Annotated in this window: 18 protein-coding genes; 16 read left to right on the top strand and 2 right to left on the bottom strand. The window is 62.6% G+C overall.

Annotated elements, in window-relative coordinates; translation table 11 throughout:
• Window positions 1-45: 45 nt before the first annotated feature.
• From ACLBKR_RS14975 to ACLBKR_RS14995, 5 genes are all read left to right on the top strand, one after another.
• Window positions 46-1,113: an ABC transporter substrate-binding protein gene (locus ACLBKR_RS14975; protein WP_113447839.1), complete on the top strand. Its 1,068-nt coding sequence runs from the start codon at window positions 46-48 to the stop codon at window positions 1,111-1,113.
• Window positions 1,114-1,350: 237 nt separating this feature from the next.
• A complete protein-coding gene (locus ACLBKR_RS14980; RefSeq protein WP_112829171.1) occupies window positions 1,351-2,295 on the top strand; it encodes a Bug family tripartite tricarboxylate transporter substrate binding protein in 945 nt (314 codons plus the stop codon).
• On the top strand, window positions 2,292-2,783 hold the full coding sequence (locus tag ACLBKR_RS14985) for a tripartite tricarboxylate transporter TctB family protein (protein ID WP_113447796.1): 492 nt from the start codon (window positions 2,292-2,294) through the stop codon (window positions 2,781-2,783). Before ACLBKR_RS14980 ends, ACLBKR_RS14985 begins: the two co-directional genes overlap by 4 nt.
• 13 nt (window positions 2,784-2,796) lie before the next feature.
• Window positions 2,797-4,314, top strand: coding sequence for a tripartite tricarboxylate transporter permease (locus ACLBKR_RS14990; RefSeq protein ID WP_112829169.1), 1,518 nt, complete (start codon window positions 2,797-2,799; stop codon window positions 4,312-4,314).
• 151 nt (window positions 4,315-4,465) lie between these two features.
• A complete protein-coding gene (locus tag ACLBKR_RS14995; protein ID WP_244709726.1) occupies window positions 4,466-4,639 on the top strand; it encodes a hypothetical protein in 174 nt (57 codons plus the stop codon).
• Between the two features lie 74 nt (window positions 4,640-4,713).
• Here ACLBKR_RS14995 and ACLBKR_RS15000 read toward each other — a convergent pair whose 3' ends face one another.
• Complete coding sequence (locus tag ACLBKR_RS15000; RefSeq protein WP_414899499.1) at window positions 4,714-5,655, bottom strand: UDP-glucose 4-epimerase family protein; 942 nt, start codon at window positions 5,653-5,655, stop codon at window positions 4,714-4,716.
• Complete coding sequence (locus ACLBKR_RS15005) at window positions 5,652-7,628, bottom strand: polysaccharide biosynthesis protein (RefSeq protein ID WP_113340900.1); 1,977 nt, start codon at window positions 7,626-7,628, stop codon at window positions 5,652-5,654. The genes ACLBKR_RS15000 and ACLBKR_RS15005 overlap by 4 nt, the downstream gene beginning before the upstream one ends.
• 262 nt (window positions 7,629-7,890) lie before the next feature.
• Here ACLBKR_RS15005 and ACLBKR_RS15010 point away from each other — a divergent pair, with 262 nt between their 5' ends.
• The 11 genes from ACLBKR_RS15010 to nirD all read left to right on the top strand — a co-directional run bounded on the left by ACLBKR_RS15010 (window position 7,891) and on the right by nirD (window position 19,380).
• A complete protein-coding gene (locus ACLBKR_RS15010) occupies window positions 7,891-8,628 on the top strand; it encodes a glycosyltransferase family 25 protein (RefSeq protein ID WP_414899502.1) in 738 nt (245 codons plus the stop codon).
• Window positions 8,625-9,947 (top strand): O-antigen ligase family protein, encoded by a 1,323-nt coding sequence (locus tag ACLBKR_RS15015; RefSeq protein WP_112829164.1) that lies wholly within the window; start codon window positions 8,625-8,627, stop codon window positions 9,945-9,947. Before ACLBKR_RS15010 ends, ACLBKR_RS15015 begins: the two co-directional genes overlap by 4 nt.
• A complete protein-coding gene (locus tag ACLBKR_RS15020; protein WP_112829163.1) occupies window positions 9,944-10,501 on the top strand; it encodes a sugar transferase in 558 nt (185 codons plus the stop codon). Before ACLBKR_RS15015 ends, ACLBKR_RS15020 begins: the two co-directional genes overlap by 4 nt.
• 107 nt (window positions 10,502-10,608) lie before the next feature.
• Window positions 10,609-11,196: an ANTAR domain-containing response regulator gene (locus ACLBKR_RS15025; protein WP_112829367.1), complete on the top strand. Its 588-nt coding sequence runs from the start codon at window positions 10,609-10,611 to the stop codon at window positions 11,194-11,196.
• A 39-nt stretch (window positions 11,197-11,235) separates the two neighbouring features.
• Complete coding sequence (locus ACLBKR_RS15030; RefSeq protein ID WP_414899505.1) at window positions 11,236-12,519, top strand: CmpA/NrtA family ABC transporter substrate-binding protein; 1,284 nt, start codon at window positions 11,236-11,238, stop codon at window positions 12,517-12,519.
• A gap of 355 nt (window positions 12,520-12,874) precedes the next feature.
• Complete coding sequence (locus ACLBKR_RS15035) at window positions 12,875-14,173, top strand: CmpA/NrtA family ABC transporter substrate-binding protein (protein WP_113340904.1); 1,299 nt, start codon at window positions 12,875-12,877, stop codon at window positions 14,171-14,173.
• 119 nt (window positions 14,174-14,292) lie between these two features.
• Window positions 14,293-15,189 carry a nitrate ABC transporter permease gene (gene ntrB, locus ACLBKR_RS15040; RefSeq protein ID WP_112829160.1) on the top strand — a complete coding sequence of 299 codons (897 nt, stop codon included), beginning with the start codon at window positions 14,293-14,295 and terminating at the stop codon, window positions 15,187-15,189.
• Window positions 15,190-15,201: 12 nt separating this feature from the next.
• A complete protein-coding gene (locus ACLBKR_RS15045) occupies window positions 15,202-15,999 on the top strand; it encodes an ABC transporter ATP-binding protein (protein WP_414899508.1) in 798 nt (265 codons plus the stop codon).
• A 13-nt stretch (window positions 16,000-16,012) separates the two neighbouring features.
• The gene (locus tag ACLBKR_RS15050; protein ID WP_414899510.1) at window positions 16,013-16,447 is read left to right on the top strand and encodes a globin family protein; all 435 of its coding nucleotides are present in this window, start codon (window positions 16,013-16,015) and stop codon (window positions 16,445-16,447) included.
• Entirely contained in the window at window positions 16,444-18,891 is a 2,448-nt protein-coding gene (gene nirB / locus ACLBKR_RS15055; protein WP_113340906.1) for a nitrite reductase large subunit NirB, read from the top strand. Before ACLBKR_RS15050 ends, nirB begins: the two co-directional genes overlap by 4 nt.
• A gap of 159 nt (window positions 18,892-19,050) precedes the next feature.
• The gene (gene nirD, locus ACLBKR_RS15060; RefSeq protein WP_113340907.1) at window positions 19,051-19,380 is read left to right on the top strand and encodes a nitrite reductase small subunit NirD; all 330 of its coding nucleotides are present in this window, start codon (window positions 19,051-19,053) and stop codon (window positions 19,378-19,380) included.
• Window positions 19,381-19,438: the final 58 nt, after the last annotated feature.

Genomic DNA, 19,438 nt, shown 5'->3' on the forward strand with positions numbered 1-19,438 from the left:
CCGGCGGCACTTGTGAACGCCCCTCCGCTTCTGCAATATGAATTCATGAGGAGTTTCATTGCCCTGCTGCTGACCGTGACCTCCGCCACCATGGCCTGGGCGGAGCCGGTTGTCTTTCCGGCGCTGTCGGGAAACCCGGCGGCGCGGCAGCTCGTCGTCTATTCCTCGCTCGACGAACCCGTTGCCCAACCGATGATCGCCGCCTTCCAGAAGGCGCATCCCGACATTGCCGTGCGCTACGAGGACATGCTGACCGGCGAAATCTACGACCGCATCGTCAAGGAAACCGATTCCGGGGGGAAGACCGCCGACTTCGCCTTTTCCTCCGCCATGGACCTGCAGGTGAAGCTCAGCAACGACGGCTACGCCCAGCGCAGCGACCTGCCGATGAGCGACCTCTGGCCGGGCTGGGCGAACTGGCGCAACACCGCCTATGCGCTCACCTTCGAACCCGCCGTCTTCGTCTATCACAAGCCGAGCTTCATCCACGAGAAACCGCCGGCGACCCGCGCGGAGTTCGTAGAATATCTGAAACGCAAGGGCAACGAAGTCCACGGCCGGATCGGCACCTATGACATCGAGCGTTCGAGCGTGGGCTTCCTCTTCATGGCCCGCGACCAGGAACAGTTCGGCGACATCTGGTCGGTCATCCGGACCATGGGATCGGCCGGCGTGAAGCTCTATTCCACCAGTTCCGCCATCCTCGAGCGCATAGCCGACGGGCGATTCGTGCTCGGCTACAACATCATCGGTTCCTATGCCGCGGATTGGGCCTCGCGCCATCCGGACGTCGGGATCGTATTGCCGAAGGATTACACCGTCGTCATGTCGCGGATCGGCCTTGTGCCGCAAGCGGCCGCATCGCCCGATCTCGGCCGCGCCTACCTCGAATTCTTCATGTCGAAAGAGGGCCAGACCCTCATGGCTCGGGAGTTGCAGATCGCCGCCGTCAGCCCCGAGGTCAACGGCGAAAATACCGCAAACACCATGCGCGACCTGCTCGGCGCCCAGCTTCGGCCGGTGCCCGTCAGCCCCGGCCTCATGGTCTACCTCGATCAGGTGAAGCGTGCCCGGCTGATCGATCGGTGGAACGAGGTTTTACGGCTACAGTAAATGCGCTAGGCTGCGGCGAACGCCAACCCACACGAATTTTGACCGGCGTCAGCTAGATGTCAGCTTTGTGTGGTGCGTTGGTGTCATTGGCATCCGTGGAGGCGGATCCAAGGCTCGGGAGGAGCTTCGGCGCAAATTGCATTCGCAGCCATGGCATAAGGCAGTGGCAACCGTTCTCCCCCTCTGCACGGCAAAAGAAACGAGCTGCAAAAGCAGCACCTGACGGAGGACAACATCATGAAACACTTCTTCCTCGCATCCATTCTCGCCGGCGCCATGGCGCTTCCGGCTTTCGCCGCCGACTACACCATCATCGCGCCCGCCAATCCCGGCGGCGGCTGGGACCAGACGGCCCGTTCGATGCAGACGGCCATGCAGCAGGAGGGCATCTCCTCCAACGTGCAGGTGCAGAACGTTCCCGGCGCCGGCGGCACCATCGGCCTTGCCCAGTTCGCCAACCAGAGCAAGGGCAACCCCGGTTCGCTGATCGTCGGCGGTTACGTCATGGTCGGCGCAATCCTCACCAACAAGGCGCCGGTTACCTTGAAGGACGTCACCCCGATCGCTCGCCTTACCGGCGAGTACGAGGCGATCGTCGTTCCGGCCTCTTCCCCGATCCAGACCATGGCGGACCTGGTCGAAGCCCTGAAGAAGGACCCCGGCTCCGTATCCTGGGGCGGCGGCTCGGCGGGCGGCACCGACCACATCGCCGTCGGCCTGATCGCCAAGGCAGCCGGCGTCGATCCGACCAAGATCAACTACATCGCCTTCTCCGGCGGCGGTGAAGCGCTTGCCGCAATCCTCGGCAGCCAGGTCACGGCCGGCATTTCCGGCTATGGCGAATTCGAATCGCAGGTCAAGTCAGGCACGCTGCGTCTGCTCGCCGTCACCAGCGCCGAACGTCTTCCCGGCGTGGACGCTCCGACGCTCAAGGAAAGCGGCCTCGACGTGGTCGTCGAGAACTGGCGCATGGTTGCCGCCGCTCCCGGCCTCACAGCCGAGCAGGAAGCCGCGGTTTCCGCCGACATCGAGAAGCTGGTGAAGTCCGCAAGCTGGCAGGAAATCCTGAAGACCAAGGGCTGGCAGGACTCCTACCTGTCCGGCGACGCCTTCAAGGCCCAGCTCGACAAGGACGTCGCCGCGACCGAAGGCGTCCTCAAGGACATCGGACTGGTGAAATGAGCACCGGATCGAACCCCAAGCATGAGACACGCCGCCCCGACGGGGCGGCGCTTTTCATCGCCGTCTTCCTTGCCGCTCTCGCCGGCCTGATCTTCTGGGACGTGGCGCGCCTTGGCGAGGTTACAGGCTATTCGCCCGTCGGCCCCGCGACCGTGCCGAGATGGATCGCCTTCGGACTGCTCGGACTTGCGGTGTGGACGGCAGTTGCCGCCATCCGCCGCGATTTCCCCGAACGCGAGCATCAGGAAGTCTCTCCCGTCCTCTGGATCGTCGGCGGACTGGCTGGACAGATGCTGCTTCTGAAAACCGCGGGTTTTTCGATCGCCACCGGCATCCTCTTCGCCGCCACGGCCTTCGCCTTCGGCAAGAGAAAGCTCTGGATCTCGCTGCCCCTTGGCATCGCCATCTGTCTTGCGATCTGGCTGGTTTTTGCCGGACTGCTGCAGCTTTCCCTGCCGGCAGGGCCGCTCGAGCATCTTTTCCTCTGAGGAGTAGCCCCGCATGAATACCTTTGAATTCCTCCTGCAGGGCCTCACGATTGCCGCCCAGCCGGCGAATCTCCTCTACGCCCTGATCGGTGTGACACTCGGCACCGCCGTCGGCGTGCTGCCAGGCATCGGACCGGCCCTGACCGTCGCCCTGCTTCTGCCCGTCACCTTCAAGCTCGATCCGGCGGGTTCGCTCATCATGTTCGCCGGCATCTATTACGGCGGCATGTATGGCGGCTCGACCACCTCGATCCTGCTCAACACGCCGGGCGAGAGCTCCTCGATCGTCACGGCGCTCGAAGGCAACAAGATGGCGCGCGCCGGCCGCGGCGGCCCCGCCCTTGCGACCGCCGCCATAGGCTCATTCGTCGCCGGCCTGATCGCCACTGTCGCGCTCGCGCTCGTCGCGCCCTACATCGTCAAGCTCGCCCTGGTCTTCGGCCCGCGCGAATATTTCGCCCTGATGGTGCTGGCTTTTGTAACGGTATCGTCCGCCTTCGGCGATTCCACCCTGCGCGGCCTCACTTCGCTCTTCATCGGACTGACGCTCGCAACCATCGGCATCGACCAGTTGACCGGCCAGACCCGTATGAGCTTCGGCGTGCCGGACCTGCTCGACGGGATCGAGGTGACGACGCTTGCCGTCGCCATGTTCGCGGTCGGCGAAAGCCTCTTCCTCGCGGCGCAGGGCGATCGCGGCCCCGACAAGGTCGAAGCCGTCAAGGGATCGATCTGGATGACCGCGGCCGACTGGGCGCGTTCCTGGAAGCCCTGGCTGCGCGGCACGTTGATCGGCTTCCCGATCGGCGCCATGCCGGCCGGCGGCGCAGAGATCGGCACCTTCCTCTCCTACGCGACGGAAAAGCGGCTGACCAAACATCCGGAAGAATTCGGCAACGGCGCTATCGAAGGCGTCGCCGGTCCGGAAGCGGCCAATAACGCTTCGGCCGCTGGAACGCTCGTGCCGTTGCTCACGCTCGGCCTGCCGACGACGGCGACCGCCGCCATCATGCTCGCCGGTTTCCAGCAGTATGGACTGCAGCCCGGCCCGCTGCTGTTTGCGACCAATCCGCAACTCGTCTGGGGCCTCATCGCCAGCCTGCTGATCGCCAACCTGATGCTGCTGGTGCTCAACCTGCCGCTGATCGGGCTCTGGGTCCGCCTGCTGACGATCCCCAAGCCCTGGCTCTATGCCGGCATCCTGCTGTTTGCGACGCTCGGCACCATCGGCGCAAACCCCTCGGTATTCGAACTCGGCATGCTGCTCGCCTTCGGCCTGATGGGCTATGCCATGCGCGTCTTCGGCTACCCGATCGCCCCCGTGGTCGTCGGCCTGATCCTCGGCCCGCTGGCCGAGCAACAGCTTCGCCGCGCACTGGCGATCAGCCAGGGCGACGTGACCGTCCTCGTCACCTCGCCGATCGCAGCCGTACTGCTGGCCATCGCGGCCATTGCCCTGATACTGCCACTCATTCTGCGGGCACGCGGCAAGGGCGAAATGCTTTCGCATCTGGCCGCAAGCGAAGACTGAGCGCCTGTATTTGACCAGGATCAGGAAGGGCCGGTTCCACGGGAGCCGGCCCTTCTTTATTGCATAGCAGCAGTGTCTGAATCGCCATTGTAGAATACGCTAACAAAGCCCATCTTCATCCCGTAAACAAACGAAGATGAAGGCAAAGAAGATGTCTGTCCTTAACGGCGCTATCCGCATGGGTTTCCTTGGTCGCGCGATTGCAGTGTTCGGCGCAGCAAGTGCAGCCGCCGCCGCTGTCGAAGCTCACCGCAGCCCCAACCGCCACGACCTGCGTGCACTCGGCATCAAGCCCGAGGATTTCAGCAAGGTTCGCCTGGACTGAGGTTTGGGTTCTGAAGGGAAGCGATACGCTTCCACCATCCGCTGAGCCGGGGAGCCAGGAATGGCTGTCCGGCTTTATTTTTGTCCGCTCGTCAATGGCTGTTCCGCCGCCATCGCCTTCAGGCCGTCTTCCATGGTGAAGGGCGGCGCCCATTCCAGTGCGGCGCGGCTGTCGGTTATGTCGGCCTCGAGCGAACCGAGAAGTCGTTGCGCGACAGCCTGCTTTCCGAGCAATCGCGCGGCAAGCGTGAACATGAACGGCGGCACCGGAAAAAGGCGCGCGGGCCTGCCGAGCGACGCCCTGATCCGTGAGATCAACACCGGCAGGGAAACGTCATCGCCGTCGCTGACGAGGAAAACGCGGTTCGCCGCCGCCGGATGCTCCAGGCAGCGCAGGATGAAATCGACGAGATTTCCGACATAGACCATCGACCGCCTGTTGCGGATCGCCAGGAAGGGGAGCGGAAAACCGCTCGACGCCAGCTTGTGAAGTGCGGCGAAATTGGCCTTCACGCCGGGGCCATAAACGAGCGGCGGCCGGATACACACCACCTCCATGCCCGTCCTTGCCGCAATGTCGAACAATCCCTCCTCGGCCTCACGCTTGGAAATGCCGTAGGGATCGAGTGGATGCGGCGTATCGTCGGCGCGAAACGCGCGCCCCGGCGCGGTTTCCTCGCCATTGACCTTCAGCGTGCTGACGAACACGAAACGCTTCACGCCGAAAGCCGCGGCCTGTCGCGCAAGATTGAGCGCGCCGTCCCTGTTGCTGGTTCGGAAAGCCGCAAGCGGGTCGCTCGTATTGTCATGCATAACATGAACACGCGCGGCGAGATGGACGACCTGATCGATGCCGGCAAGCGCCCCGGCCCAGTCGGTGGCGCCGTCAATGTCACCCACGACGAAATCGCATGAACCCGCCCTGCGACCGGCCGTCCTGAAGGGGAGACCGCGACGGGCAAGTTCCCGTGTCAGCGCCCGGCCGACGAAACCGCTCCCGCCGGTAACGAGAATCATCGCGTCATTCCGCCGAAGTCGGACCCCTCGTCCTCGGACAGGGAACCAAACCGATCCGTCCGCTCCATCTGGCGCAGCGCCACGAAATCGACGATGTCGGCGCTCGGGCGATAGCCGGACACAAGCTTGCCCATGAGCTCCCGCGTCGCCACGAGATCGCCGCGGTCCATGGCCTGCTGAAGCGCGTTGAGCGCCTTTTCCAGCGCCGGCCACGGCAGGAAATCCTCATGGGCCTTCATAATCAGCGGATGAGCCGTGGGCTCCGGATTGTCGCTGATGAGCAATTCCTCATAGAGTTTTTCCGCAGGTCTCAGCCCGGTCATCTCGAAAGCGATATCCCCGTCGGGATTGTCCTCGTCCCGCACGGTGAGGCCGGAAAGTTCCACCATACGCCGCGCCAGATCGATGATCTTCACCGGTTCGCCCATGTCCAGAAGGAAGACATCGCCGCCTTCCGCCATGGCGCCGGCCTGGATGACCAGTTGCGAGGCCTCCGGAATGGTCATGAAGAAGCGCGTCATTTCCGGATGGGTGAGCGTAATCGGCCCTCCCTGCGCGATCTGCTGCCGGAACAGCGGCACGACGGAACCCGACGAACCCAGCACATTGCCGAAGCGCACCATGGAGAACACGGTGGAGCCGCCCCGTGCGGCAAGGGCCTGCAGCACCAGCTCGGCGACCCGCTTGCTGGCGCCCATGATGTTGGTCGGCCGCACGGCCTTGTCGGTGGAGATCAGGACGAAGGACGGAACGCCGATTTCGATTGCGGCCCTGGCGACCACCAGCGTTCCGAAGATATTGTTGCTGATCCCCTCGATCGGATTATGTTCGACCAGCGGCACATGCTTGTAGGCCGCAGCATGATAGATCGCGTGCGGACGGAACGTCGTCATGATCTCCCGCATTCGCCGCGCATCGCGCACCGATCCGAGCAGCGGCACCACCTTGAGCTCATCGTCACGTCCGTCCCGCGTCAGTTCGGCATGGATGGCGTAGAGACCGTATTCGTTCTGATCGACCAGCAGCAGGCATTCCGGCCCGATCTTCATGATCTGGCGACAGAGTTCGCTGCCGATGGAGCCGCCGGCCCCCGTGACCATGACCACCTTGCCGAGGATATTGCGGGCGAGCAGCGCCTTGTCCGGCGCAACTGACTGACGGCCTAGCAGATCCTCGATGGCGAGTTCCTGGAAATCCGAGAGGCGAACGCGGCCCTGCGCCAGTTCGCTCACATCGGGCAGCAGGCGCACGGCGACCCGCGCGCCACGCAAGCTCTCGATGACCGCATTGCGCTGCTTCGAATCGATACCCGGCATCGCAAGCAGCACCGTCCTCACGTTCAGCGTCGCCACGAGCTTCTTCAGATTTTTCGGATCATAGACCCTGATGCCGCCGATATAGGAACCGTAGAGCGACCGATCGTCATCCAGATAACCGACGACATGCAGTTCGGTGCCGTTCTCCAGCGCGGTCCCGAGTTGCCGGCCCATCGAGCCTGCGCCGTAGATCAGGACATTCGACTGGTTTTTGTCCCGCAATATGTTCCGGTAGGCGCCGCCGAGCAGATAGCGCGTGACCATGCGGGACATGCCGACCGCGATCAACAGCAGGAGCGGCTGAAGAATGCCGACCGTCCGCGGCACGCCGGGCACGCTGACCACGGTAAAGATCGTCATGAAGATCAGGCCATAAAGCGAGATGGCCTTGATGATCGCGATATAGGCATCCCATCCGATGAAGCGGAAAATCGCGCGGTAGAGCCCGAAGCGAATGAAGATCGGCAGAGCGACCACAAGCGACGTCGGGATCGTGACCAGTTGTATCCCGCTCAAAGGCCCCCAGTAATCGAGGCGCAGGCAGAAGGCGAACCAAAGCGTCAGGACGCAAAGCGCCGCATCGACCGCAAGCGCCAACAAACGCTTCACCCAACGAGGGAAAGCGAGAACCGCCGGTATGTAACGCTCCCAGGCCATCAGGACTTTCCACCAGACTCTCTAAAAAAGGCAATAGTCACGTTTTCATCCCTGACACCGTGAACATTCCAATGCAAGTTATTAACGCCCACGGGAGAGCCCCCTGCAACAGCAAAGGTTGAGATGACAACATGTTTCGTTCGCCTACCCGAAAGTGGGGCTGGACATATCGCCTCCATTTTCGTTGCCTGAATGAATTCGCTCGGCTAAAAGACCGTTCCCGGGAGCAGGCTGGCGCGCGATCTAAAGAATTGGCACACAAATGAAAATTGGCGCCTATGTCATAAATCTCGATCGCTCCATCGAGCGGTGGCGAAGTCTGATCGCCCAGACGGCGCAGTTCGGCATGCAATTTGTGCGTGTTGTCGGTATCGACGGGGCAGCGATACCCGCCCAGCAACGCACCGATATCGACGAGCGCGCCTTCCTTAGGCAGAACGGCCGGCTGATGCTGGACGGAGAATATGGCTGCTATCGCAGCCACCTCAAGGCCCTTTCGACCTTTCTGGAAAGCGATGACGACGCGGCAATCATTATCGAGGACGATGTCGAGGTTCCGCCCGAACTCATAGAGCGCGCCGAGGCGATACTCGCGGCAGTTCCGGAAGCGGAACTGGTCAAGCTTCTCAATCATCGCTCCCGCTGGTTTCGTCTAAGAGCGACATCCCGCCTGGGAGACCGGATCGGCCGATGTCTTCACGGGCCGCAGGGCTCCGCCGCATGTTATCTCGTCACCCGGACGGGCGCCGAAAAGCTGCTTCGCAATATCCGGGTCATGAGCTACCCGCTGGATATCGCGCTGGAGCGCGGCTGGCAGAACGGCGTGAACGTCTTCACGGTAAAGGACAACATCGCCCGCCTCAGCCCCACCACGAGCAAGATGACGGAAATCGGCACACGCGCCGATTACAGGAAACGGAAATTCAGGGGACCGCGCCGGGCCATCACCCATCTCATGCGCGCCCTCGAATACACGCGCCGGATCAGATACGCCCTATGACCAGCAGCACGCCCATCGAAAAGCTCCGAGACTGGAAATGGTCTCCTTACCTACTCATGATCCTGTGGGTCGGGATGATTTCCGCGCCGATCGCCGAAAGCGATACCTATCGCTATACGGCGCTGACGCTGATCGCCATCGGCTTTATTTTCTTCAGGGAGAACTATCGCTTCCTGCGGGGCGATTATCTCGCATATCTCTGCATCGGCTGGGGCGTATACGCCTTCCTCCGCTTCGCTTATGGCGTGTTCGTTCTCGATGAGAAAGGCACCTCGGAATGGCTCTACGTCTTTCCGATCTTCTTTCCGGGTCTGGGCATCGCGCTCTATTCGAGCCGGCACTATGTTTTTCGGGCAATAAGCCTCTTCATGGCGATCGCCCTGGCCGCTCTGCTGGTATCGACCGACTATCACGGAATTCTGGCGGGAGAGCGGACCTATCCGTTGTTCCACAACAATCCCATCCACAGTGCCATCGGCTGCGGGCTGATCGTGATCGGCGCGTTCTACTGGATGCTGGAGGCGGCCGAAAGCGGAAGGCTCGTTGGCTGGAAGCGGCATGCAATTCTCGCCGCCGGCTCCCTGATCGTCGCTCTCGGTCTCTTCAACATCTACGGCGCCAAGTCCAAGGGTGTCTGGCTGGCGCTGATTTTCACCGTCGCAGCGATGGCAGCAACCTCCTTCCTGCACCAGCACAGACGTCATATCGTTCCTCTCCTCCTCGGCGCTTTCGCGATCCTGGCGGTCGGTCTTTACACCGTGCAGGACAACATCGAGGAATTTGCAGGGCCGACGTTCGACGCTGCGGTAAACCTGTCGGAAAACGCGCTGGAGTCACCGAGCATCGAGGGCGCCATGCGGTCGGCAATCGAGGCGCCCGAAACCCCGGACTCGATGCGTGAGCGTTTGGAACTCTGGTCGAATGCGCTGGAACTGATTAGCATGGCCCCGCTTTTCGGCCACGGCAACGACTGGCTGCGGCTCTGGCGCCAGACGACTTACGGCGAAACCCGCTATGTGCTGCTGCATAACGGCTATCTGGAAATCATGGTTCGCCACGGCTTCTTCGGTTTGACGCTTCTTGCCGTCGGCATCTGGATGTCATGGCGCCGGCTGAGCGAGGCCTACCGGCGAAAGGTCATCAGCCACAGTACGCTGATGGGCGCTTACGTGCTCAGCGTCTTTTTTCTGGTGACACTCTTCAGCAATTCGAATAATCGGCTGGCACTCGGGGAGTCTTTTTTCATGGTGATGGCGGCAGCCGTGTTCGCCATATCCTTCCTGAGCAAGACGAGCGTCGAGGCCTCCGACAACAGATGATGAAACGCCTGTTCGACTTTTCCGCCGCGCTGGTCGGACTGATCCTGACGAGCCCGGTCATGGCCGTCATCGCCATCGTCGTCCGCGCCACCTCGCCGGGACCCGCGCTCTTCATCCAGACGCGCGTGGGACGCAATGAGGTGCCGTTCCGATGCTACAAGTTCCGCACCATGGCCACCGGCACGCCCGATGTCGCCTCCCATCATGCGTCCACCGCCTGGATCACCCCGGTCGGCGGCTGGCTGCGCGCCTACAAGCTCGACGAACTGCCGCAACTCCTCAATGTCGTTCTTGGCGAGATGAGCCTCGTCGGCCCCCGTCCCTGCCTGCCGAGCCAGGCGGAGATGATTAGCGAACGCCGCAAACAGGGGGTTTTTTCCGCCCGCCCGGGAATTACCGGCAGTGCCCAGCTTGCCGGCATCGACATGTCGGAACCGGCGCGGCTGGCGGAAGCGGACAGACAATACATAGAGCGGCAGTCCTTCACTGGCGATCTCGCCATCCTGATTGCAACGGCGCTCGGCCGCGGAGCAGGCGACGCCGCCCGCAAATAGGCGGAAAAGTCACCTCGCTAAGGTGACTTTTTATGCAAATGGACAGACAGCGCATATTTTAAGCATTTCGCTTGCCAAGTTTTTCGCGCTGCGTCATCTATGATCCCATGATGCATACCGATCTCACCATTCTCGTGATCGACGAAAACGCCATCCGCGCCTCCATCATCGAAGAGGGCCTGCGCGAGGCGGGGCATGAGCACGTCACCGTTGTGCACGAGGTCAACGGGATCGCAAGGATCATCGAGACGCTGCAGCCCGATGTCATCATCATCGATATCGAGAGCCCCAATCGCGACATGATGGAGCATCTTTTCCAGCTGACACGCACGGTCAGTCGCCCGATCGCCATGTTCGTCGACCGTTCCGACACAGCGTCGATCGAAGCGGCCGTCGACGCCGGCGTCTCGGCCTATATCGTCGACGGACTGAAAAAGGAGCGGGTAAAGCCCATCCTCGACATGGCCGTCAGCCGCTTCAACGCCTTCAGCCGCCTGCAGCGGGAACTGGCCGATGCCAAGACCGCGCTGGAAGAACGCAAGGTGATCGAACGGGCCAAGGGCATCCTGATGAAGATGCGGGGCCTTTCCGAGGAGGAAGCTTTCGCGCTGCTGCGTCAGACGGCCATGAACGAGAAGAAGAAGCTCGCCGAAATCGCCCAGAGCGTGGTGACAGCGGCGGGCCTGCTGATGTGATGCCGGCCGCAATCAAGGCCGCCGTCCGGAGGAACCGGAGTGAATGAGATGACGAAAACGGCAGACATCAAGGCGGGTCATCCCGCCCCGGCCATCGGCGGCGCGAGCGATCCGAAGACGCTCCGGGCCGGCTTCATCCCGCTGATGGACGCCTCGATCCTGATTGTCGCCTCCGAATACGGCTTTGCTCGACGGGAGGGCCTGCACCTCGACCTGGCGCGCGATGTCTCCTGGGCCAACGTTCGCGATCGCCTCGCCTTCCGACAGTTCGACATCGCCCATATGCTCTCGCCCATGCCGGTCGCCTCCATGCTGGGACTGGGCTCCAATCCATCGCCGACGATAACGCCCTTTTCGTTGGGACGGGGCGGCAACGCCATTACCCTGTCGCTGCGTCTCTACGAACGCATGCAGGCAACAGCAGGCCTGACGGAAACGGCGGGCGCCCTCGACAATGCCCGCGCATTCGCCCGGGTGCTCTCGGATATGAAAAGGCAGGGAGAACCACTGCCGACGCTCGGCATGACCTATCCGTTTTCGTCCCACAATTACGAATTCCGCTACTGGCTTGCCGCCGGCGGCATCGATCCGGACAAGGACGTCAAGCTCGTCGTCGTCCCGCCGCCGCTCACATCCGACGCGCTGGCCGCCGGCGCGATCGACGGCTTCTGCGTCGGGGCACCGTGGAACATGGTTGCCTCCGAACGCGGCGTCGGCCGTATCGTCGCCGCCAAGCAGGATATCTGGCCTTCCGCACCCGAGAAGGTGATCGGCATGCGGCCGGAATGGGCCGAAAGCCATCCGGAAACGGTGTCCCGCCTGATCGTCGCCCTCGATGCCGCCGCCCGCTGGTGCGACGCCCCTGAAAACCACGACGCGCTCGCCGAACTTTTGGCCGGCCCGCGCTTCATCGCAGCGCCTGTCAACATCATCCGCCGCGTTCTCTCCGGCGAATTCAGCCTCGACGCCAAGGGCAATGTCCGCGTCATCCCGGATTACTTCCTGTTCCACAAGGATCACGCCAACTATCCCCGGCCCAGCCAGGCGCTCTGGATCTACAGCCAGATGATCCGCTGGGGTCAGGCGGAATTCAGCAAAGCCGGGACAGAAGCCGCGGCATCCGCCTTTCGACCCGACCTCTATCGCACGGCGCTCGGCGATACCGGACTGCCGACGGACGCGGATATCCGCATCGAAGGCTCGAGGACGGAAGACCGCTTCATGGACGGCCACGTCTTCGATCCGGCAAGGATAAAGGACTACGTGGAGGGCTTTGCCGTCCGCTCCAGCGAGAGCCCGAATGCCAGCCAGCACGACGCCTGATCGGAACGCACTGCACAATGCACCGGCGAAAATTCGCGCTGGAATGACGCAGTCGCACAATCCTTAGGCAAGCCTGTTTTTCGGACAGACACATTCGCAGCCCATCGAAGTACGAAATTTCGCCCAAAATTCATAACCTTAAAAAGCAAGACCGGAAACTGGCACGACACTTGCTTCGATATTTTCGCACCGGTCAACGGCGACCGGAAGGCAGATGAGCGCTCAACAAGCGCACAACCATCAGACATCGACGTCGCAAGGTTTTTGCTGTCCAGGCTTCTCCCGGTCCTGAAGACGCAAACTCCATGCGGCGTTTTTTTGTTTCCGGATTTCCGCCAACCATAAGGGGACAGCAATGACGAAGACCGCAGGCCAGGGCATCAATCGCCGTACCATTCTGAAGACCACCGCTGCCGCCGCGCTGATCGGCGCCGTGCGCACCGCCTTCCCTTCCGGCGCCTTCGCCGCGACCGCCGCCCCTGAAGTCACGGGCGCCAAGCTCGGCTTCATTGCGCTCACCGACGCCGCCCCCCTGATTATCGCCAAGGAGAAAGGCCTCTTCGAGAAGTACGGCCTGCCGGATGTCGAGGTGGCGAAGCAGGCCTCCTGGGGCGCAACCCGCGACAACCTCGTGCTCGGAGGCGCCGCGAACGGCATCGACGGCGCCCATATCCTCACCCCGATGCCCTATCTCATGGAAGCCGGCAAGGTCACCCAGAACAACGTTCCCGTGCCCATGTCGATCCTCGCCCGCCTGAACCTCGACAGTCAGGGCATCTCGGTCGCCAGCGAATATGCGCAAACCGGCGTCGGCCTGGATTCCTCGAAGCTCAAGGAGGTCTTCGCCGCGAAGAAGGCCGAGGGCAAGGAAATCAAGGTCGCCATGACCTTCCCCGGCGGCACCCATGACCTCTGGCTCCGCTACTGGCTCGCCGCCGGCGGCATCGATCCGGACAAGGACGTCTCCACCATCGTCGTGCCGCCGCCGCAGATGGTCGCCAACATGAAGGTCGGCAACATGGACGCATTCTGCGTCGGCGAGCCATGGAACGAACAGCTCGTCAACCAGGGCATCGGCTTTACCGCCTGCACCACCGGCGAGCTCTGGAAGGGACATCCGGAAAAGGCGTTTTCCATGCGCTCCGAATGGATCGAGAAGAACCCCAACGCCGCAAAGGCCCTGATGATGGCGGTGATGGAAGCCCAGATCTGGGCCGACAGCATGGACAACAAGGAGGAGATGGCGACGATCCTCGGCAAGCGCCAATGGTTCAACGTGCCGCCGAAGGATGTGCTCGGCCGTCTCAAGGGCAACATCAACTACGGCAACGGCCGCGTCGCGGAAAACACCGGCCTCGAGATGAAGTTCTGGAAGGACCATGCCTCCTACCCGTTCAAGAGCCACGATCTCTGGTTCCTTACCGAGAATATCCGCTGGGGCAAGTTCGCGCCCGACACGGACACCAAGGCGCTGATCGACAAGGTGAACCGCGAAGACATCTGGCGTTCCGCCGCCAAGGATCTCGGCGTTGCCGAGGCCGACATTCCCGCCTCGACCTCGCGCGGTCCGGAAACCTTCTTCGACGGGAAGGTCTTCGACCCGGAAAACCCGAAGGCCTATCTCGAAAGCCTGGCAATCAAGGCAGGCGCGTAAGTCGTGCGGCCCCTCACCCGGCTGTTGCCACCTTCTCCCCGGTCACGGGGGAAGGGTCCGGCAACGGATGAGGGGCTGGATTTGACCACAACGAACACCACTCGACAGAGGACCCAAACATGACCGCAACCGCCCGCAAAGCCGATACCGAGGCGCCGGCCATTGCCGCGATCAAGACCGGCACCGTCGTGCAGATGGCAAAGCGTCCTGCCGCGAAACTCGACCTGAAGCGCGTCGGCATTGCCACTCTGCGCAACATCCTGCCGCCGCTCGTCGTCCTGCTGGTCCTGCTCGGCGTCTGGCAGATTGCCTGTTCCCATCCCGGCGCGACGCTGCCGCCGCCCTCCCAGGTCTGGGCCGACAGCTTCGACCTGATCGCCTATCCCTTCTTCGATTACGGATCGCAGGATATCGGCCTTGCCTGGCGGGTTCTGGTGTCGCTTCAGCGCGTGGCGATCGGCTTCGGCCTTGCGGCAGTTGCCGGCGTCGTGCTCGGCGCCATCGTCGGCCAGTCGGTCTGGGCGATGCGCGGTCTCGACCCGATCTTCCAGATCCTGCGCACCGTGCCGCCACTTGCCTGGCTGCCGCTGTCGCTGGCTGCCTTCCAGGACTCGAACCCCTCGGCGATCTTCGTCATCTTCATCACCTCGATCTGGCCGGTCATTATCAACACCGCCGTCGGCGTTCGCAACATTCCGGACGACTATCGCAACATCGCCCGCGTGCTGCGCCTCAACCCGCTCGAATTCTTCATCCGCATCATGATCCCGGCGGCGGCTCCCTACATCTTCACCGGTCTGCGGATCGGCGTCGGTCTTTCCTGGCTCGCCATCGTCGCCGCAGAAATGCTGACCGGCGGCGTCGGCATCGGCTTCTTCATCTGGGACGCGTGGAACTCGTCCCGGCTCTCCGACATCATCGTGGCGCTCGCCTATATCGGCGTGACCGGCTTCGTTCTCGACAAGCTGGTCGCCCTGCTCGGCAGCGTCGTCACCCGCGGCACGGCCGCCAACTGAGGAGACGACACCATGAACGCCTATCTCAAGATCGACCATATCGACAAAAGCTTCGAACGCAGCGGCACGAAGACCGAAGTGCTGAAAGACGTCACGCTGACCATCGACAAGGGCGAGTTCGTCTCGATCATCGGCCATTCCGGCTGCGGCAAGTCCACGCTGCTCAACCTGATCGCCGGCCTGACCCGCGTTTCGAGCGGCGCCGTGCTGCTCGAAAACGCCGAGGTGAACGAGCCCGGCCCGGAACGCGCCGTGGTTTTCCAGAACCACTCGCTGCTGCCCTGGCTTTCCGTCTACGAAAACGTCAACCTCGCGGTCTCCAAGGTTTTCGCCGGCCGCAAGAGCAAGTCCGAAAAGCACGAATGGGTCATGCGCAATCTGGACCTCGTGCAGATGGCCCATGCCAGGGACAAGCGCCCCTCCGAAATCTCCGGCGGCATGAAGCAGCGCGTCGGCATTGCCCGGGCGCTCGCCATGGAGCCGAAGATCCTGCTGCTCGACGAGCCCTTCGGCGCGCTCGACGCACTCACCCGCGCGCACCTTCAGGATGCCGTGATGGAGATCCATGCCCGGCTCGGCAACACCATGATTATGATTACCCATGACGTGGACGAGGCCGTCCTGCTCTCCGACCGCATCGTCATGATGACCAACGGTCCCGCTGCACGCATCGGCGAAGTGCTGGAAGTCCCGATCCCGCGCCCGCGCGACCGCATCGCGCTCGCCTCAGACCGCACCTACCTCAAATCCCGCGAAGCCGTGCTGAAGTTCCTTTACGAACGCCACCGCTTCGTCGAAGCCGCTGAATGAGGAGGAGAGCGTCATGACACCCAAGGATATTGACCTCGTCCAGTCTTCCTTCGCGAAGGTCGTACCCATCAGGGAAGCTGCAGCGGAGCTCTTTTACGGCAGGCTCTTCGAAATCGCGCCCGAAGTGAAGCCTCTCTTCAAGGGGGAAATGAAGGAACAGGGGCGGAAGCTGATGACGACGCTCGGCGTCGTCGTCAACGGTCTCAGGGATCTTCAGAGCATCGTGCCTGCCGCCGTGGCGCTGGCCGTCAAGCACAACGATTATGGCGTGAAGCCGGCCCATTACGAGGTGGTGGGCGACGCCCTTCTCTGGACACTGGAACAGGGCCTGGGCCCGGACTTCACCCCGGAGACCAAGGCTGCCTGGACGTCCGCCTATGGGACGCTGTCCGGTGTGATGATCGCGGCAAGCACCCGCAGCACGAAAGACATGGAGCCAACGGTATGACCGAAAAACTCGTCATCATCGGCAACGGCATGGCCCCCGGCCGCATGCTGGAAGAACTCTTCGAAAAGGCCCCCGGCCTTTACGACGTCACGATCTTCAACGCCGAGCCGCGCGTCAATTACGACCGCATCATGCTCTCGCCCGTGCTGTCAGGCGAGAAGGCTTACGAGGACATCGTCATCCACAACGACGCCTGGTATGCCGCCCATAACGTGACGCTGCACAAGGGCGCGAAAGTCACCGGGATCGACCGTCATGCAAAGACCGTCACCTCGGCGAACGGCATCACGGCGGCTTACGACAAGCTGGTGATCGCCACGGGTTCGCTGCCCTTCATCATCCCGGTTCCCGGACATCAACTGCCGGGCGTGCTGCCCTACCGCGATCTCGACGACGTCGAAAACATGCTGAAGATCGCCAGCGGCAAGGGCCGAGCCATTGTCATCGGCGCCGGCCTGCTGGGACTTGAGGCAGCCTACGGCCTGAAACGGCAGGGCATGGATGTCACCGTCATCCACCTGATGCCGACCATCATGGAACGCCAGCTCGATCCCGCCGCCGCCTACCTTCTGGAAAAGGCGCTCAACGAACGCGGCATCGACATCATCACCAAGGCCAATACCAAGGCAATCCTCGGGACGGAGAAGGTCGAAGGCATCGAACTGGAAGACGGCCGCGTCATTGAAGGCGACATGGTCGTCATGGCCGTCGGCATCCGCCCGGCCTCTCAGCTTGCCAAGGAGGCGGGCCTCGCCGTCAACAGGGGCATCGTCGTCGACGACGGCATGATGACCTCGGATGCTTCGATCTTCGCGCTCGGCGAATGCGCCGAACACCGCGGCATCTGCTACGGTCTCGTCGCGCCGCTCTATGAGAGCGCGAAGGTACTGGCCGACCGGCTGACGGGCGGCAGCGCCGAATATCACGGCTCCGTCACCAACACGAAGCTCAAGGTCACCGGCATCAACCTGTTTTCCGCAGGCGATTTCGCCGAGGCTCCCGACCGGCAGGAAATCGTGCTGCGCGATGCCGCCGCCGGCGTCTACAAACGCCTCGTCCTCAAGGAAAACCGCATCATCGGTGCCGTGCTCTACGGCGAGACGGCGGACGGTTCCTGGTTCTTCGACCTGATGAAGAAGGGCACCGACATTTCCGAGATGCGCGAGACGCTGATCTTCGGTCAGGCCTACCAGGGGGGTGTCGCGCTGGACCCTATGGCGGCCGTTGCAGCCTTGCCGGATGATGCGGAAATCTGCGGCTGCAACGGCGTCTGCAAGGGCAAGATCGTTTCCACCATCACCGGCAAGGGACTGACGACGCTGGACGGTGTCAGGGCGCATACCAAGGCGTCCGCCTCCTGCGGCAACTGCACCGGCCTTGTCGAGCAGCTGATGTCACTGACGCTGGGCGACGCCTATAATCCGGCCGCAGTCACGCCCATGTGCACCTGCACCGAACTTGGCCATGACGACGTGCGCCGCCTCATCAAGGCGAAAGGTCTGAAGACCATTCCGGCCGTGATGCAGGAACTGGAATGGAAGACCTCCTGCGGCTGCGCCAAGTGCCGCCCGGCGCTCAACTACTACCTCGTCTGCGACTGGCCGGACGAATATGCCGACGACTACCAGTCGCGCTTCATCAACGAGCGCGTACACGCCAACATCCAGAAGGACGGCACCTATTCCGTCGTGCCGCGCATGTGGGGCGGCGTCACCAGTTCCTCGGAACTGCGGGCGATCGCCGATGTCGTCGACAAGTTCGACATTCCTATGGTGAAGGTCACAGGCGGTCAGCGCATAGACCTGCTCGGCGTTCACAAGGAAGACCTGCCGGCGGTCTGGGCCGATCTCGGCAAGGCCGGTTTCATCTCCGGCCAGGCCTATGCCAAGGGCCTGCGCACCGTGAAGACCTGCGTCGGCGAGCAATGGTGTCGCTTCGGCACGCAGGATTCGACCGGCCTCGGCATCCGCATCGAGAAGTTCATGTGGGGTTCGTGGACGCCGGCCAAGTTGAAGCTCGCCGTCTCCGGCTGCCCGAGGAATTGCGCGGAAGCGACCTGCAAGGACATCGGCGTCATCTGCGTCGATAGCGGCTTCGAGATCCACTTCGCCGGTGCCGCCGGCCTCGACATCAAGGGCACGGAGGTGCTCGGCCTCGTGAAGACCGAGGACGAGGCGCTGGAGGTGATCGTGGCGCTGACCCAGATGTATCGCGAGCAGGCCCGCTACCTCGAGCGCATCTACAAATGGGCAAAACGCATCGGCACCGAAGAGATCCGCCGCCAGATCGTGGAGGATCACGACAAGCGCCGGGCCTATTTCGACCGCTTCGTCTTCTCCCAGAAATTCGCCCAGGTCGACCCGTGGTCGGAGCGCGTTTCCGGCAAGGACAAGCACGAGTTCAAGCCCATGGCGACGGTCGGTTACTCGGCCGCAGCGGAATAGAAGACCCTCTCTGGCCTGCCGGCCATCTCCCCCACAAGGGGGGAGAAGACCTGGCGGAAACCGCTCGGTTCTCTCCGCCAAGGGTTCGGCTGGGTTAAGCCCTCCTCCTTGTGGGGAGGGTGGGGAGGGGTCTTAGGCAACAACAAGGAAACGAAACCCATGAACTGGATCGCAATCGGCCATATCGACGACATTCCGCTCCGCGGCGCCCGCTGCGTGAAGACGCCGGAAGGCAAGATCGCCGTCTTCCGCACGGCCGAAAACGAGGTTTTCGCCATCGAGGATCATTGCCCCCACAAGGGAGGTCCGCTCTCCCAAGGCATCGTCCACGGCAAGGCCGTGACCTGCCCGCTGCACAACTGGGTAATCTCGCTGGAAAGCGGCAAGGCGCTCGGCGCCGACGAAGGAGAGGTCAGGACCATTCCGCTGCGCAACGAGGATGGCCGTCTATCGATCATGCTCGAAAGCCTGCTGCAGGCGGCGGAGTAGCGGGATGCAGGCTTTGGCGATTGCGGTTGCGGGTATGGTTTTACCACGTCGGGGTTGC

Origin of the sequence: Paenirhizobium cremeum, assembly GCF_047553425.1 — a bacterium.
Taxonomy (GTDB): domain Bacteria; phylum Pseudomonadota; class Alphaproteobacteria; order Rhizobiales; family Rhizobiaceae; genus Allorhizobium; species Allorhizobium cremeum.

Bases quoted from the DNA above. Each gene is read 5' to 3' on its own strand.
- ACLBKR_RS15010 (WP_414899502.1), top strand. From the start codon at position 7,891: ATGAAAATTGGCGCCTATGTCATAAATCTCGATCGCTCCATCGAGCGG.
- nirD (WP_113340907.1), top strand. From the start codon at position 19,051: ATGAACTGGATCGCAATCGGCCATATCGACGACATTCCGCTCCGCGGC.
- ACLBKR_RS15015 (WP_112829164.1), top strand. From the start codon at position 8,625: ATGACCAGCAGCACGCCCATCGAAAAGCTCCGAGACTGGAAATGGTCT.
- ACLBKR_RS15045 (WP_414899508.1), top strand. From the start codon at position 15,202: ATGAACGCCTATCTCAAGATCGACCATATCGACAAAAGCTTCGAACGC.
- ntrB (WP_112829160.1), top strand. From the start codon at position 14,293: ATGACCGCAACCGCCCGCAAAGCCGATACCGAGGCGCCGGCCATTGCC.
- ACLBKR_RS14990 (WP_112829169.1), top strand. From the start codon at position 2,797: ATGAATACCTTTGAATTCCTCCTGCAGGGCCTCACGATTGCCGCCCAG.
- ACLBKR_RS14985 (WP_113447796.1), top strand. From the start codon at position 2,292: ATGAGCACCGGATCGAACCCCAAGCATGAGACACGCCGCCCCGACGGG.
- ACLBKR_RS15000 (WP_414899499.1), bottom strand. From the start codon at position 5,655: ATGATTCTCGTTACCGGCGGGAGCGGTTTCGTCGGCCGGGCGCTGACA.
- ACLBKR_RS15050 (WP_414899510.1), top strand. From the start codon at position 16,013: ATGACACCCAAGGATATTGACCTCGTCCAGTCTTCCTTCGCGAAGGTC.
- ACLBKR_RS15025 (WP_112829367.1), top strand. From the start codon at position 10,609: ATGATGCATACCGATCTCACCATTCTCGTGATCGACGAAAACGCCATC.
- nirB (WP_113340906.1), top strand. From the start codon at position 16,444: ATGACCGAAAAACTCGTCATCATCGGCAACGGCATGGCCCCCGGCCGC.
- ACLBKR_RS14995 (WP_244709726.1), top strand. From the start codon at position 4,466: ATGTCTGTCCTTAACGGCGCTATCCGCATGGGTTTCCTTGGTCGCGCG.
- ACLBKR_RS15035 (WP_113340904.1), top strand. From the start codon at position 12,875: ATGACGAAGACCGCAGGCCAGGGCATCAATCGCCGTACCATTCTGAAG.
- ACLBKR_RS15005 (WP_113340900.1), bottom strand. From the start codon at position 7,628: ATGGCCTGGGAGCGTTACATACCGGCGGTTCTCGCTTTCCCTCGTTGG.
- ACLBKR_RS14975 (WP_113447839.1), top strand. From the start codon at position 46: ATGAGGAGTTTCATTGCCCTGCTGCTGACCGTGACCTCCGCCACCATG.
- ACLBKR_RS15020 (WP_112829163.1), top strand. From the start codon at position 9,944: ATGATGAAACGCCTGTTCGACTTTTCCGCCGCGCTGGTCGGACTGATC.
- ACLBKR_RS14980 (WP_112829171.1), top strand. From the start codon at position 1,351: ATGAAACACTTCTTCCTCGCATCCATTCTCGCCGGCGCCATGGCGCTT.